Origin of the sequence: Bradyrhizobium sp. th-b2, assembly GCF_000426785.1 — a bacterium.
Lineage (GTDB): Bacteria > Pseudomonadota > Alphaproteobacteria > Rhizobiales > Xanthobacteraceae > Bradyrhizobium > Bradyrhizobium septentrionale.
This window is the reverse complement of record NZ_AUGA01000013.1, coordinates 140,255-154,930: the sequence shown is the minus strand read 5'-3', so window position 1 is coordinate 154,930 and position 14,676 is coordinate 140,255. Positions and strand designations below refer to the sequence as shown.

At 62.2% G+C, this 14,676-nt stretch carries 11 protein-coding genes; 10 read left to right on the top strand and 1 reads right to left on the bottom strand.

Translation table 11 applies throughout. The features are described from left to right. The first annotated feature begins 103 nt into the window (after nt 1-103). The 3 genes from K359_RS0117695 to K359_RS57280 all read left to right on the top strand — a co-directional run bounded on the left by K359_RS0117695 (nt 104) and on the right by K359_RS57280 (nt 4,779). Nucleotides 104-991 carry a LysR family transcriptional regulator gene (locus K359_RS0117695; RefSeq protein ID WP_029080544.1) on the top strand — a complete coding sequence of 296 codons (888 nt, stop codon included), beginning with the start codon at nt 104-106 and terminating at the stop codon, nt 989-991. Nucleotides 992-1,541: 550 nt separating this feature from the next. Further along, nucleotides 1,542-3,500 (top strand): primary-amine oxidase, encoded by a 1,959-nt coding sequence (locus K359_RS0117690; RefSeq protein WP_029080543.1) that lies wholly within the window; start codon nt 1,542-1,544, stop codon nt 3,498-3,500. Continuing rightward, nucleotides 3,481-4,779 carry an MFS transporter gene (locus K359_RS57280; RefSeq protein WP_084518431.1) on the top strand — a complete coding sequence of 433 codons (1,299 nt, stop codon included), beginning with the start codon at nt 3,481-3,483 and terminating at the stop codon, nt 4,777-4,779. Before K359_RS0117690 ends, K359_RS57280 begins: the two co-directional genes overlap by 20 nt. 17 nt (nt 4,780-4,796) lie before the next feature. On the opposite strand, the gene K359_RS0117680 is transcribed toward K359_RS57280, so the two are convergent. After that, entirely contained in the window at nt 4,797-5,834 is a 1,038-nt protein-coding gene (locus K359_RS0117680) for a response regulator transcription factor (protein ID WP_029080541.1), read from the bottom strand. Between the two features lie 614 nt (nt 5,835-6,448). Between K359_RS0117680 and K359_RS0117675 the strand changes: the two genes are divergently transcribed. From K359_RS0117675 to K359_RS57275, 7 genes are all read left to right on the top strand, one after another. Beyond that, entirely contained in the window at nt 6,449-7,732 is a 1,284-nt protein-coding gene (locus K359_RS0117675; protein ID WP_029080540.1) for an ABC transporter substrate-binding protein, read from the top strand. Then, nucleotides 7,720-8,508, top strand: a complete 789-nt coding sequence (locus tag K359_RS0117670; protein ID WP_198031153.1) for an ABC transporter ATP-binding protein — start codon at nt 7,720-7,722, stop codon at nt 8,506-8,508. Before K359_RS0117675 ends, K359_RS0117670 begins: the two co-directional genes overlap by 13 nt. Then, a complete protein-coding gene (locus K359_RS0117665; protein WP_051346179.1) occupies nt 8,505-9,272 on the top strand; it encodes an ABC transporter ATP-binding protein in 768 nt (255 codons plus the stop codon). The genes K359_RS0117670 and K359_RS0117665 overlap by 4 nt, the downstream gene beginning before the upstream one ends. Before the next feature lie 3 nt (nt 9,273-9,275). Next, on the top strand, nt 9,276-10,160 hold the full coding sequence (locus K359_RS0117660; protein ID WP_029080537.1) for a branched-chain amino acid ABC transporter permease: 885 nt from the start codon (nt 9,276-9,278) through the stop codon (nt 10,158-10,160). Between the two features lie 3 nt (nt 10,161-10,163). Beyond that, a complete protein-coding gene (locus K359_RS0117655) occupies nt 10,164-11,813 on the top strand; it encodes a branched-chain amino acid ABC transporter permease (RefSeq protein WP_029080536.1) in 1,650 nt (549 codons plus the stop codon). A 73-nt stretch (nt 11,814-11,886) separates the two neighbouring features. Further along, nucleotides 11,887-14,211, top strand: coding sequence for a N,N-dimethylformamidase beta subunit family domain-containing protein (locus K359_RS0117650; RefSeq protein ID WP_029080535.1), 2,325 nt, complete (start codon nt 11,887-11,889; stop codon nt 14,209-14,211). An 82-nt stretch (nt 14,212-14,293) separates the two neighbouring features. Beyond that, nucleotides 14,294-14,659 carry a hypothetical protein gene (locus K359_RS57275; protein ID WP_051346178.1) on the top strand — a complete coding sequence of 122 codons (366 nt, stop codon included), beginning with the start codon at nt 14,294-14,296 and terminating at the stop codon, nt 14,657-14,659. The last annotated feature ends 17 nt before the right edge of the window (nt 14,660-14,676 follow it).

Below are 14,676 nucleotides of genomic sequence, written 5' to 3'. Positions count from 1 at the left end.
ATGAGGCAGGTAAAATTGCGCATCAACGGCATAAAGCGCGGCTCCGTTGTGCAGAAAATAAAGTCAGAAATCGTCACTAGATGAGACGGGCGGGCTAGATTCCATGGATTGGGAACGCGTGAGAATTTTTCTGGAAGTCGCGCGTGCGGGCCAGATCCTGAAGGCGTCGCGGCATTTGCGGCTGAACCACGCGACGGTGGCGAGGCAACTTACAGCATTGGAACAAAGTCTGAAGACGCAGCTCCTGGAGCGGCATACATCCGGCTGCACGCTCACCGCGGCAGGGGAAGCGCTGGTGGCGGCGGCGGAACGCGCCGAAAGCGAATTTCTCAAGGTCGGCACCAGCATCGGCGGCGCGGCCGAGGCCATCACCGGCACCGTGCGGGTCGGTGCGCCGGATGGACTCGGCAACTACTTTCTTGCCGAACATCTTGGCGCGCTGGCGGCAAAGCACCCGGGACTCGTCATTCAACTGGTGCCGTTGCCTCGAACGTTTTCACTGTCGCGCCGCGAGGCGGATATTGTGATCACGCTCGATCGGCCGAAGCAGGGCAAACTGATCGTCTCGAAACTGACGGACTACACGCTCAGCGTCTACGCGGCCGAGAGCTATCTCGCGCGGGAAGGCGCGATCGATCGCCAGACGGATCTCGCCGGCCGTCTGTTCGTGACCCATGTCGAAGACTTCGTCTACAGCCGGGCGCTCGACTACGCCTCTGTGCTTGGGCAACTGATGTCGCGTCGCTATGAATGCGGCAGCGTGGTTGCGCAGATGGAGGCCGTGCGCGCCGGCCACGGCGTGGGAATCCTGCACGACTATGCCGCCCGGCGTTATCCCGATCTCCGGCGTTTGCTCCCTGACGTGCGGTTCGTCCGCAGCTACTGGATCACGTCCCATCCGGACACCCACGACACCCGTCGGGTGCGCGAGGTGCATGGCTTCGTCACGTCTGCCGTTAAGGCCGTAAAGTCCTCGTTCGAAATGAGGTGAGGACCGGCTGAAGAAGCAAGTGCCACGAGCGAGCATGCCAGCCTCCTGCACCGATCATAGGTCTCGGCCCACGTGAAGCTGCGGCCTTCATACAGAGCGCTGGTGAGATGCGGATACACGGCGGCCGTGCGAGCCACGAGGCTCAGCGGCGTCAGCGGTCGAAAATTGGTTCTTGTCCAGGCCAATGTTGTAGGGGTTCCCCATGTCTCCTCCCGCTGCACGGTCATTGGGCCGGCGTTCAGAACGTCTGGTCGCGGGCCAACCGGGCGCGGTCTGAGCATCGCGCCCGCACCCGCAGAATCGGTCAACTGACGTATTGTCGAATAGCGATGCGCGGAAGAAATTCCGGCCATCTGTCTACGAGCCAACTGGGCGCGACGTTCGTCCGATGAGGAGCGATTCGTCGAGATGTGATCTGCCTTCGGAATGCCCGGTTGCCGTCGTGTGTGGCCGGTGCCGCAGCGGTATTGCTCAATATGGATGCACGCGTGCGGGCTCATTCCGTCGCTCCGCTCGTCTGCGCCCAGTCGTCTATGCAAGGAGCTAGCCTATGGACACCGTCACCGCCTCGTCGTCCTGCACATGCGTCCCGGACACCCCCAACACGGATGCCGTGAAGAATCCTCTCGATCCCTTGACGGCTGCCGAAATCGGCGCGGTGATCCGGATCGTCCGTAATGATCTACAGTACGGCGCCGACTTTCTCTTCGAGACGATCGAGCTTCTCGAGCCTGAGAAATCAGTCGTACGTCTGTACAAGCCGGGAGATCCCATAAGAAGGGCGGCGCGGGTCAATCTGTTCAAGGTCAGGGAGGATGGCATCTGGCGCCTGACGGTTTCTCTTGCGGAAGGGAAAGTTCTCACGTCGAAATATGTGCGAACCGCCAAGCCGATGATCCAGCTCGAGCAGTTTACGGCCATCGAAGACGCCGTTCGCGCAGCTCCCGAATTCATTGCGGCCTGCAAGAAGCGCGGCATCGAGGACATGTCGCTTGTCTGCATCGATCCGTGGTCGGCGGGCAACTTCGGCATTCCCGGCGAGGACGGCCGCTACCTTGCGCACGTCTTCGCCTGGCTGCGTCTGCGGGAGAACGACAACCTCTATGCGCACCCGATCGGCGGCCTGAACGCCGTGGTCGACATCAAGACCTACGAGATCATCCGCGTCGACGACCATGAGATCATCCCGATTCCCCAGGCAGAGGTGAACTACGAGGCGGAGTTCATCAAGGATCCACGAGCGCCCTACAAGCCCCTCGACGTCGTTCAGCCTGAAGGTGTCTCGTTCAGGCTCGATGGCCGCCGCCTGGAGTGGGATCGCTGGTCTGTGCTCGTCGGCTTCAATTCGCGCGAAGGTCTGACCCTGCATGACATCAGCTACGACGGGCGGCCGATCGCGCACCGCGCGTCGCTGGTGGAAATGGTCGTGCCGTACGGAACCACAGACAAGGGGCATTTCCGGAAGAATGTCTTCGACATCGGTGAGTACGGCATCGGCAAGCTCGCCAATTCGCTGAAGCTCGGCTGCGACTGCCTCGGTGCCATCGCCTATCTCGACGCACATCTCGCGACGATGGACGGCACCGTGGTCACCATCGAAAACGCCATCTGCATCCATGAGGAGGATGCCGGCCTGCTGTGGAAGCATTGGGACTTTCGCTCCAACAATGTCGAGTCGCGGCGTGCCCGCAGGCTGGTCATCTCCTGCATCGCGACGGTCGCCAACTACGAATATGGCCTGTTCTGGTACTTCCACACGGACGGCTCGATCCAGTTCGAGCTCAAGGCTACCGGCATCATCAACACCGCCGCGTGCCATCCGGGCCAGCCCGGCAAATACGGCAAGGAAGTCGCGCCCGGCGTCGTGGGCCACATTCACCAGCATATCTTCTGCGCGCGGCTGGACATGAACGTCGATGGCGACGACAACAGCGTCGTCGAGCTCAACACCCAGGCCGATCCTTGGGGACCCGACAATGTCCATGGCAACGGCTTCTACGAAGAGGAAACGGTTCTGAAGACCGAGTTGGGCGGTTGCCGCCAGGCAAACCTTGCGACGCATCGGGCCTGGAAGGTCATCAATCCCGGCCGCAAGAACTGGGTCGGCACGCCGACGGGCTACAAGCTCGAGGCGAGTCATCCGGTGACGCCGTTCATCGATCCCGAGTCGCCGTCGGGCAGGCGGTCGGCCTTCATCAAGAACCAGCTCTGGGTCACCGCCTTCGATCCCGAAGAGCGCTATCCGGCCGGCGAACACATGAACCACTCGGATGGAACGGGAGGTGTTTCCGATTTCGTCAGGAACAACCGGAACATCGAGAACACCGACATCGTGCTCTGGCACGTCTTCGGTCTTCACCATCAGGTCCGTCCTGAGGACTTTCCGGTTCAGCCCTGCATCTTCACCGGCTTCAAGTTGATGCCGAGCGGCTTTTTCGATCGCAATCCCGGCATCGACCTCGCGCCGGACAGCAACGCGGCAAGCTGTCATGCGCAGGCCGCCGAATAGAGCACGGCTCGCTACCGCATTTTTCGCGTTGCAGCCCGTCCGGCCGGCATTGTCGGCCGGTCGGCTCCCGTCCGTCGGAGGGGCAGCGTGCGCGAGGCCGGGGACCTCTGCGGCCATCGCCGTCGCTTTTGTGATCTTTGTGAACTCCGCTGCGCGCGTCCTTCCCGCGCTGCTGGCTGTCCCCATCCAGCAGGACCTGGGCTGGCAAATCTCCGACGTCGCCTGGCCGATCACGCTCGGCATCGTCGTCTCTGCATCTGCATCGCCGCTCGCTGGCCGTGGTCTCGAACGATGGAGCATTCGATGGCCGCTCGTCGTCAGCCTGGTTCTCCTCGCGGTATCGCTTGCATCGACGACGTTCGCGACGTCGCCCTGGCACCTCGTTCTGGCCTGGGGCCTCGGACTTGGCTGCAGCGGGCCCGTGAGCGCATCCATCCTGGGCGCGATGGTCGGCAGTCGTGGCAGCGCGGCGCATTGCGGCACGCGCTTTGGCCTCCTGACGTCGATGCAGTTCCTCGGATCGGCGGCAGGACTGCTGCTTACATCGCGCGCGGTCGAGGCGCTCGGTTGGCGCATCGCGTTCCATGCCGCTGCAGTCGTCGTACTGGCCACGGCCTTCGTGGTCATCCTCCTTGTCGCGGCATCTGGACGCGAAGTTACGCCGCAGCGGTCGGCATCCAGCCGGCATGCGCCGTCGTATCCGGAGGGGAGGGGGTGGCGGTTCTGGGCGCTGGCTGCGATCTTCTGTATCTGCGGCGCATCGACATCCGGCTTGATCGACAGCCAGCTCGGCATCCTCTGCATGGGCGCGGGTCTCGGCCTCCCGTCGAGCGCCGACGTGATGGCCATCGTCCTGCTTGGCGGCGCGATCGGAAGTGTGGCGAGCGGGTATCTCGCGGATCGTTATCGCGCACGAATGCTGCTGGCGGGCTACTTTGTCGTCCGCGCGCTCATCCTGCTTTGGCTGCCGTTCACAGGCCTCAGCGTTGTCGAGCTTGCCCGGTTCGGCGCGCTCTATGGCCTCGATGCGGCGCTGACGTTTCCAGCGCTGGTGATACTGATGTCCGCAAATCTCGGCAGCCACGGCATCGGCGCGGCAATGGGCTGGATGATGGCGGCGCACGTGGCAGGAGCCACCATCGCTTCCGCCGGCGTCGTGGCTCTTGGCCTCGGAGGCTATGCGATCGGGTTCGCGAGCGTTGGTCTGACTTGTCTCGTGGCCGCGGGGCTTGCGGTGCTGCTCAAGGATCCGCCCTCAAATAAAGAGCCATCCCACTGAAGCGGTCGCGAAGTCGGTCAATGGCCCGCAAGCTTCCGGGACCCTCGGGAAGGGTTCTCCGCCAGCAGCAGTCCTTCGGATACCGCAAGTGCTGCGAGCCGCGTGCGCGAATCACAGCCCATCTTTGCGAGGATGTGCTCGATGTGTGTTGACACTGTGCGGGGCGACACGAAGAGCTGCTCGGCGATGTTGGGATTCGACGCGCCGCTGGTCACGAGGTGCAGGATCTGAATCTCGCGGAGCGAGAGATTGTACGGCCAGCGAATGCATTCTTCAGTGATCAGGAGGATGTTTCCGCGGCAGGGCGTGATCGTGACCTGGTGGCAGCGGCCGGTCTCGTCCGGCCAGACGAAGCGTTGCGGTTTCGAAGACTTCGCCTTCTCCAGCATGAGCCGGCGAAGCTCTCCGCCCTCGCCGAGATGCGGCCCCGGACTACGGTTGGGCAGGTGAAATGCAAAACCATTCGGCGAGACGGCGAGCGCGTAGGAGCCGGGCGCCAGCTCATCGGCCAGAAGCTGTGGTGTCCTGAGCTGATCGCAGATGTTCAGCAAGATCGGGCGGAAGCGCTCCGTCATCTCGCGGTGCTCGTCCTTGGCGTGCGCCTCCTTGGACCAGCTCATGTGGATGGCCCCGATGTAACGGCCGTCCGCAACGCGCAGGCACATTGTCGAGCCTTCCCTGAATCCATCCGGCATCAGGTATTCCTGAGCGGTGAATGTATCCGGCAAATGGAGATTCCAGTCACGCTTGTAGTCTCGCCAGCGCAGCGAGTGCGTGTCCTTCTCGCGCGCGATGGCGTAAGCCGGGCAGGCGTTAGGGAATCCGTCGAGCACGTAGGACATCGTTCTGTCCGTATACCCTTCGACGGCCAGAGAGCGGTGAATTCGGGATATCGGATCTATTGCGACCAGGGCGATCGCCTCGCTCCTCACGAACTCGCGTAACAGACGGGTGACCTGCGTCGCCTGATCAATGATCTGATCATTCAGGACCGCCGCCGGTGTATCGAGCCGGACTGTGGCTGACATTGTATGGTCGATCGCTGCCGATTTCACGGTGAGCCTCCAGCTCGTGAAAGATCTTGTCGACGGTTCGTGATCCAATCTTCTTCTTGGTCGCTGACGGTCGGTTTTCTGGTTCGGCCGGATCGAGGTGCTTTACGCAATCTCAGGGCAACAACCGTTCCAACCAACGCAAGGTGCCACGTCATTACTGTGGCCCTTCGCTCTGCTGACCCCGATGGTCCCGGATCGAAATCAGCACCGCCTGAAAGCTACACGAGTACCTTAGGGCTGCGCGCCCGGTGAGTCAAAGGAACGTCACAATTCATGCGGTTCAAAGTCAGCGTTTCTGACGTGGGCGTGCCGGCAGTGTCGTCGGTTGATGAAAATCCGGGCTGGGCTTGCTGAGCTAATTGTCACCCCGGTCGCTGTTCGTGCCCGCGGTGCTCGGAGACTTCCCCGGTTGCTCCAACGCGTCCGCTAAAATCGGTCAGCTGACGTATTGCTGAAAATCGGCGGGAAACCGAAGCTTCGATCCTGCGGTGCAGGTCGAGGGCCGCAATCACCCGACGTCGCGTGGATACGCCGTCGTCACCCAACACGAAATCCCGCCCGGTCTCGGTCGCGATGCCGAGAACCTGTGCGCGCGATTGCAGGAGGTCGCTCAGATGGTTTTGAGACTCACCAGACGTTCAGTGACCGCGGGCATCGGCGCGGCTGTCGCGGCGCCATTTGTTGGACGGTCGGCGTTTGCAGCACAGCCGATCATTCTCGGCATTCCCTACTGCCAGACGGCGGCCGCGGGGGTTGCGGATCATCAGGACTTTCTGAACGGCACGACACTCGCGATGGAGGAGATCAATGCCGCGGGCGGCATCCTTGGCAGGCCGCTGAAGCTGTTCACGACGGACATGAATGTTCTGTCGCCAGAATCCTCCAAGCAGGCGCTTGCAGCCTGCGTGGACGCCAAGGTCGACGCCATCTCCTTTGCTTTCACGCTTGTCCCGCTGCCGGCGATGGACGCGACCGTGAAGTACAAATGTCCGTACATCAACGGCAACGCTCAACGCGCCGGCACCTCTGCCGTCAAGGCGCATCCGGATAAGTACAACCACATCTTCCAGTTTTGCCCGTCGGAGGTGAACTACGGATGGAGCTATGCTTCCTGGCTGGAGGACGAGGAGCAGCGGGGTATCTGGAAGCCGAAGAACCGCAAGGTTCATATCATTCAGGAGCAGATTGGTTACTGCCAGACCATTTCGCGTGCCGCGCAGGAGGCGATCAAGCGGCGCGGCAAGTTCGAAGTCGCCCGCATTACGGATATCCAGTATCCCGTGCAGGACTGGGCGCCGGTCATTCGCGAGATGAAGGAAGTCGATGCTGCCGCGATCATGGTGGACCATTGGGTTGCCGCTGAATACGCCGCGTTTTGCAAGCAGTTCGTTGCAAGCCCGGTGCGCGACTCGCTCGTCTATCTCCAGTACGGCCCGTCCCAGCCGGAATTCCTCGAGCTTGCCGGATCGGCTGCGAACGGCTTCGTGTGGGGCACAACCATGGGCATCTATGGCGACGAGAGAGGTCTTGCCTACAGGCAAAAGTACAAAAAACGTTTCCCCGGCATCGCGGGGCTCGCCTACACCGGCATTGCGTACGATCAGACGTACTACCTCAAGAAGGCCTGGGAGGCTGTTGGCGATCCCCGGAAGTTCAGCGAGGTCTGCGACTGGATCCGCGCCAATCCCCAGCGTGGCGTCTGCGGTCACGTCGACATGGGCAATCCCTACCAGGAGGCGCGGCATTTCCCCGACAATGGAGGAGACGAGCTGCAGGCGCAAAAGCTCGAGGCCGGCGTCGCGCAGCTCTACGTGCAGATCCAGGGAGGCGAGCACAAGATCACCTATCCCGGTCCGGTCTCGGAAACGAAACTGATCGCTGCGCCGTGGTGGAGCTGATGCTCAGACGACTGTCTCCGAGCAGCGGGGTTGAACAGGGCGGAACAGCCACCCTGTTCTCCTGCAGCGGAATTTCGCTCGATCTCGGCGGGCGTGAGATTCTCCGCGATATCAACCTGCACGTCCAGGCCGGGGAAGTGCTTGGCATCATCGGCCCCAACGGCGCGGGCAAGACCAGCTTGTTTGAAATCCTCTCCGGACGGATGCCTCCGAAGAGCGGCATGGTGTGGTTCAAAGGGGAGAATGTCACGGGCTTGCCGTTGCATTCCCGTTCGCGTCTGGGAATTGGCCGCACCTTTCAGACGCCGGTCGTCCCCGACGAGTTGACGGTCGGTGAGACATTCAAGGCGGCGCGTCAGGCCTATCGACCTTTCCTCACCAAGTTCGACGCGGAATATGGTGCCGACCTTGTCGGTCTGAAGATCAGTGAGGACACACCGGCGACGCAGCTCGATACCTTCAACCGGCGCAAATTGTTGCTGGCCTGCCTGCTGATGCGCCGGCCGTCGTTGCTGCTGCTGGACGAGCCGGCGGCGGGCCTGATCAATTCGGAGGTCGACGAGATCGACAAGCTCCTGCGCATGCTCGCCAAGGAGATGGATGTCGCGATCCTTATTGTTGAGCACCGCATCGAGCTCCTCGGCATGATCGCCGACCGCATTCTGGTGATGGACGCCGGCGAGGTCATCTCCGAGGGCCTGATGGACGACGTCATGGCGGATCCCAAGGTTCACGCGGCCTATTTCGAGGACTTCAGCGAAGAGGCCGACGCATGAACATCTCCGTGAGCAATCATTTGCCGGGCGCTCCGGCGCGTCAGCCCCCGCGCGAGGTTTTGAACGTCCAAGGATTGTCTGCCGGCTACGGTCCGGTCCGCGTCATCCACGATCTAGATCTCGTCGTGCAGTCCGGGGAGCGGATTGGCATCGTCGGCCTGAACGGCCACGGCAAGTCGACGCTGTTCTATGCAATCGCGGGGCTCACCGGCTGGCAGCGCGGCTCGATCAAACTCAACGGCAGGGAGGTGGGTCGCACGCGAAGCCAGGGACCGGGGCGCTACACCCATGAAATCGTACGCGCGGGTTTGGCGCTGATTCCCCAGGGCGACGAGATCTTCCATGGCCTGACCGTCGAGGAGCATCTCGATTCCGGGGCCTACACCGCGGCGGCATGGAGCGATCGCGCCGCACGCAAGCTCCGCATCCTCGAGATATTTCCACCGTTGCGGAAGCTGATGGATGTACCCGTGGGGCGCCTGTCGGGCGGTGAACGGCGCATGGTGTCGATCGGCCGCGGCCTGATGACCGATGCGTCGCTCTTCCTCGTCGACGAGCCATCGCTCGGGCTGGCGCCCAAGATCGGCAAGAGCGTGATCAACGCGCTGATGGCCGTCAAGCTCGGAGATGCCGCCATGATCATCGCGGAGCAGAACGTTGCATTGCTTGAGGGACGGGTCGATCGCGTCATCGGCATGCATGTCGGCAAGCTCAAGGGTGAGGCCTCGGCGGCCCTCGCGTTGAACGTTTATCGAAAGGCGTAAAACGTGGATATCTGGTTTATCGTCAGCAACACCATCGTCCTTGCGTGCATTTACGGCACGCTCGCGATCGGAATTTCGATCACGTGGTCGAGTCTTGGCCTGCTCAACCTGTCTTACGGATTCATTTTCGCATTCGCAGGGTATGGCGCCTGGCTGTTCGCCCAGAACGTCTCCGCATGGGGACCTGCAGTGCTGGCCGCGGGTATCCTCGCCGGCGCGCTCGGCGGTGTAATCATCTGTGCGATCGGATTCATACCGATCCACGACAAACCGAATTTCACCATCCGCGGTTTGATTGCGACGCTCGCGATCAATTTGATCGGCACGCAATTCCTGCTCTGGTGGTTCGGTCCGCGTTCGAAGAATCTGCCGGATATCTTCGGCAACTGGTCGCTATCCTTGCCGGGCGGCGCGGTCTTCACGGCCGACAAGGTCGGCAACGTGGTGACGTCCATCGTGATACTGGCGGTCGTTCTCAGGTGGATGCAGTCGAGCCGCCGTGGCCTCGAAATCCGCGCCATGATGATGAATCCTCATGCGGCCTCCATCGTCGGCATCGGTGTGCGGCGCACCTCCTTTTACGTCATGGGCATCACGGGCGGATTGGCGGGTCTCGCGGCCGTCCTGCTCTCCCAAACCTATTACATCTCGCCGTTCGGCGGACTGATGCCGATGATCAAGGGCGTCAGCATTGCGCTTTGCGGCGGACTCGGCAGCGTGCGCGGCGCTGTCATCGCCGCGATCGTGCTCGGCTTGAACGAGGCGCTGACAGGCATGTCGATCGGCGGTCGCTACGTTCTCATCACCCAGTTCGTCGTGATTATCGCCATTCTCTTGGTCCGTCCGCGCGGCATTGCCGGGCTGCTCGACAAGGCGAGGGAGGCCTGAGCAATGTCTCTTGATAGCGGCACCAAATGGCGCAACCCGCTCTTCGTCTGGGGTGGCAAACGCGACGTCGAAGAACTTCCAACCATTCCGTTTCGAAGCCATCAGGAGGTTTGGGAAGGGACTCGTCAATCGAAGACGAAGCTGAACCCGGTCGGCCGCCTACGCTACTATCACAAGTGGCCAGGCCACGGCAGGACGATGTGGAATCGTCTTCGCTACTGGCCGACGCGCCGCCGGGTGCTGCGCCTGCGCGGGGAATACAATCCCAAGACGTTGCGCGCGGAGAAGACGATTGTCGACAAGCGGCCGATCTGGTGGGTGCTGGGGCTACTCGCGCTGGCGATCGCTCCCCTGTTCACGCCCGGTGACCTGCAGAACACGCTGCTGACGGCCGGAGCCACGTTCGGCATCTATTCCGCCATCAGCCTGTGCTGGATGCTCATCATGGGCACGGCGGGCGTCTTCTCGCTCGCTACCTATGCAGTGGTCGGGACGGCCGCGTTCGTTGCGGCGCTGCTTGCGGTCAAGTTCGCGCTGCCCTGGTGGCTGTTGCCGCCGATCGGCGCGCTGGTGGGTCTGGTCTTCGGCGGGATCATCGCGCTGCCGGCCACGCGGCTGGATGGCTTCTACTACGCGCTTCTCACTCTCGGGCTCAACGAGCTCTGCCGGGTCTACTTCATCACCTCGAAGGAATTCGGGTCCGCCAACGGCGGCCTGTATGGCGCAACGACCTACGTGCCGGAAGATTGGTCGCAGTTGGGTCAGCTGCTCCTGGCGTATTACGCCTGCTTCGGCCTGATGCTGCTCGCATTGCTGCTCTACCGGTTCGTCAACGGCCGCAGGCTTGGACGAATCCTTCGCATGGCGCCCGAGAAGCGCGAAGCCTTCGCTGAGGCGACCGGGGTGAACTTTCGTCAGGCGCGTGTCTGGGTGTTCCTCATCTCGTCGACTGCGCTGGGCTTCATCGGCGGATTCTACACCTCGAACTTCGGCGGCGTGGCGTTCTCGATCTTCAACTTCGACACCGTCCTGCTCGGCCTCGCCATGCTGGTGATCGGCGGCGTCGGACGTGCGGAAGGCGCGGTGGTCGGTACCCTCATCGTCGTGTTCTTTGACCAGGTGCTGAACACATGGGGGCCCGCGCGCTTCATGATCATCGGCCTCATCATGCTGCTGGTCGTTCTCTACCTGCGCAACGGGCTATTTGGGATCAAGGCGCAGTTCCGTGCCTGGCGCGACAAGAAGAAGAGCGAGCGGAGGTCGACGCGGGCGGAGAAGGGCGGTGAGATGTTGCCTGAGGAGGCGACGGAGACCGACGACAAGAGCGTCATCTATCAACGTCGCTACGACAAGATGACCCGCAATCATCTTAAGACGCTGGTGTCGCCGGAAGTCATCGAGGAGCATCGCCAGTCCCTCAATGGACAGCACAGCGAGGCGCTCGAACGGCTGCTGATCTATTTCCGCACGCGTCCTCAGGTGGAGAAGTACGCCATCATGGCCGTGGAACGCTTCGAGGGTTACCGCATCGTGGCGCTGTCCGGACATCGGGGCGTCGCGCCGCGCGTGGTCGAGGACAGGATTTACTCGACACCGGATGAGGCCTGCCACGGCGTCTTCATGCGACGCGTTCAGGACCTGCTTGAGTCCTGATCGAACTTACGAATGAAGCTTTGTCCGACCCGCGCGGCGGACATCGGGACGATCGCAAAAGAGGGAGTTGGTGGTGACACCGGTCAGGCTATTTGGCTACACGGACAGGATCTCGGTCAAGCCGGGCGAGGCCATCCAGTTTCATGTCAGCTCCGAGGGGACGGACACGGCTGAGGCGCAACTGGTGCGCTTGATCCACGGCGATGAAAATCCGGCCGGACCTGGCTTCGTCGAGGAGGAGGTGGCATGCGCCGCCAACGGCACATGGCGAGTCGAACGACAGTTCACCCAGGTGGGATCGTTCCTCGGGGTCGATGATCCCGCAGGCCGGTTAGCGTTCGAAGGCAGTTTCACCCTGTTCGCCTTCATTCACCCGACCTGGCCTGCGTCCGGGAAACGCCAAAGCGTCATCGGCCGGTGGGACGGTGATCGGAAGCAGGGCTATGGGATCGGGCTCGACGAGAAGGGCTGTCTGAGGTTTTGGATCGGACGCGGCGAAGATGCCGTCGACTGCCTGGCTGCCGACACGCCGCTACAGGTTCAGATGTGGTATTTCGTGGCCGCGACTTTCGATGCCAAAACCCGGCGTGCGACTTTGTATCAGGTCGGTGTCGGCAACAGGTACAACGGCCTGTTGGGCAAGGTCGCACTGGTCGATTACGATTCTCATGCGTCCGCGATATTCCGGACCGGACCCGGCAACCTCGGCACAACGCCGTTCCTGATGGCAGGTTCGCGCGGGCGCGACGCGCAGCAGCGTGCATGTGTATCGGAGTTTTATTGGGGCAAGATCGACCGGTGCGGCGCGTTTGATCAGGCGCTGCAGCCCGGCGAGCTCGACACGATCAGAAGCGGCCTCGTTCCCGCGATGGAAAGCCTGGTCGCGTACTGGGACACGACCGCAGGATACACCGACCGCGGCATCGGCGATCTCGTGGTCGACGTCGGGCGGCACAAGCTGAACGCCGCAGGATACAACCGCCCGGTTCGCGGCCAGACCGGTTGGAACTGGGACGGCTTCACCGATTGCTTCCGCTTGGCTCCGCACGAGTTCGGAGGCATCGAGTTTCATGCCGACGCGCTGACCGACTGCAATTGGAAGGCAACCAGGGTCGTCACCCTGCCACGCGGTCTCAAAAGCGGCTGCTATGCCATGCGGCTGCGCTCTGGCAGGGGAAAGAGCTTGAGCGAGGAGCACGTCGTGTTCTTCGTGCGGTCGGAAAAACCGCAGGCGCGCGTTGCATTCCTGTTTCCGACGTTGACCTACCTTGCCCTTGCGAATGAGCGCTTGAGCTTCGATCATCCGGAGCGCGAGGCCTTGACGGGCCAGCCGGCCGTGCTGTCCGACATCGATATCGAGATGTACGCGCGAGCCGATTTCGGGCTGTCGACCTACGACATGCACGCCGACGGCTGTGGCGTGTGCTACAGCTCCTATCACCGTCCGATCATGAACATGCGGCCGAGATACAGGATGCCGAGCCTGGACGTGGCGTCGGGATTGGCTGCCGATCTCTCGATCATCGCATGGCTCGACCACAGCGACCTCGATTACGAGGTCCTGACCGACGAGGATCTGCACCGCGACGGACCGGCGGCATTGTCGCCGTATGCCTGCGTTATCAGCGGCGCGCGACCTGAATACTACACCGAGCGCATGCTGGACGCGACCGAAGACTATATCGCCGATGGCGGTCGCTACATCTATGCGGGCGGCAACGGATTCAACGCTACGGCAGGCGTTCGCGACGGCGAACCATGGATCGTGGAGTGCCGGCGCCGCGATGACGGGTACAAGCCGTGGATATCGCGCTACGGCGAGCACTACATGGCCACAGACGGGATGCGCGGCGGCCCCTGGAAGGTGCTCGGACGGGCAACGCAGAAGCTGGTCGGGATCGGCTTGAGCAGCTCGGGCGGCGGACGAAGCGAGCCATACCGGCGGATGCCGGACAGCTATCACCGCACCGTGTCCTGGATCACTAAAGACATCGATGGCGTGATTATCGGCGACTTCGGCCTTGCCAACAACGGCGCCGCGGGGCTGGCCCTCGACTATTACGATCGTGCCTTGGGCACACCGCCGCACACCAGGATCATTGCATCGTCGGGGGGGCACACCGATAGCTATGTCGTGAACCAGCAACTCGTTCTCTATTCCTACCTCGGCCTCTATGGGTCGTATGACTGGCGCGTTCATGCAGACATGACCTACTTCACGGCGCCCCATGGGGGAGCCGTGTTCGCGTGCGGCTCGGTCGCGTTCGCGCAATCGCTGCCGCTCAACAATTTCAGGAACAGCTCATCCCGTGTGCTGGCCAACGTCGTCGAGGCGTTCGTCGGGACGCGCAGGTTGCCCGGGTTCGCCTGGGTCAACGAGGAAAAGCAGTGGGCCTAAAACATCCGTCACGGAATGCCGCGCCGGTACGTCCAGCCGGCACGGTTCACGTCGGACATTTGCAGATTCCGGAGAGCTGAGGATGCTGCCTCTCGATTACGAAAGGTCTCAGGACCGCGACATCATCGTCCGGGACCGGTTCGACGGCTTCCGCCGCGAGTTTCTGCGGACGCTCGTGACGCCCGAGGTGATCGAAGAACACCGCCGGTCGCCGCTGGGCCAGCACAGCGAACGGCTCGAGCGCCTGTTGATCTATTTCCGTCAACGGCCGCTGGACGAAAGATATGCGGTCAAGGCCGTAGAGCCGTTCCGCGAGTATCAGGTGGTCAGGCTGTCGGGGCATCGGGGGACTTCCCCGCGCGTGGTTGACGAGGCCATCTACGCGTCAGCGAACGACGCCTGGCATGGTCTGTTCCTGCACTGCATTCGTGACCTCCTCGAAACCTAGAGATAGCTGCAACACGC

Excerpts from the sequence above, each read along its gene's own strand:
- K359_RS0117655 (WP_029080536.1), top strand. The coding sequence starts at position 10,164 with ATGTCTCTTGATAGCGGCACCAAATGGCGCAACCCGCTCTTCGTCTGG.
- K359_RS0117675 (WP_029080540.1), top strand. The coding sequence starts at position 6,449 with ATGGTTTTGAGACTCACCAGACGTTCAGTGACCGCGGGCATCGGCGCG.
- K359_RS57280 (WP_084518431.1), top strand. The coding sequence starts at position 3,481 with ATGCGCAGGCCGCCGAATAGAGCACGGCTCGCTACCGCATTTTTCGCG.
- K359_RS57275 (WP_051346178.1), top strand. The coding sequence starts at position 14,294 with ATGCTGCCTCTCGATTACGAAAGGTCTCAGGACCGCGACATCATCGTC.
- K359_RS0117665 (WP_051346179.1), top strand. The coding sequence starts at position 8,505 with ATGAACATCTCCGTGAGCAATCATTTGCCGGGCGCTCCGGCGCGTCAG.
- K359_RS0117695 (WP_029080544.1), top strand. The coding sequence starts at position 104 with ATGGATTGGGAACGCGTGAGAATTTTTCTGGAAGTCGCGCGTGCGGGC.
- K359_RS0117690 (WP_029080543.1), top strand. The coding sequence starts at position 1,542 with ATGGACACCGTCACCGCCTCGTCGTCCTGCACATGCGTCCCGGACACC.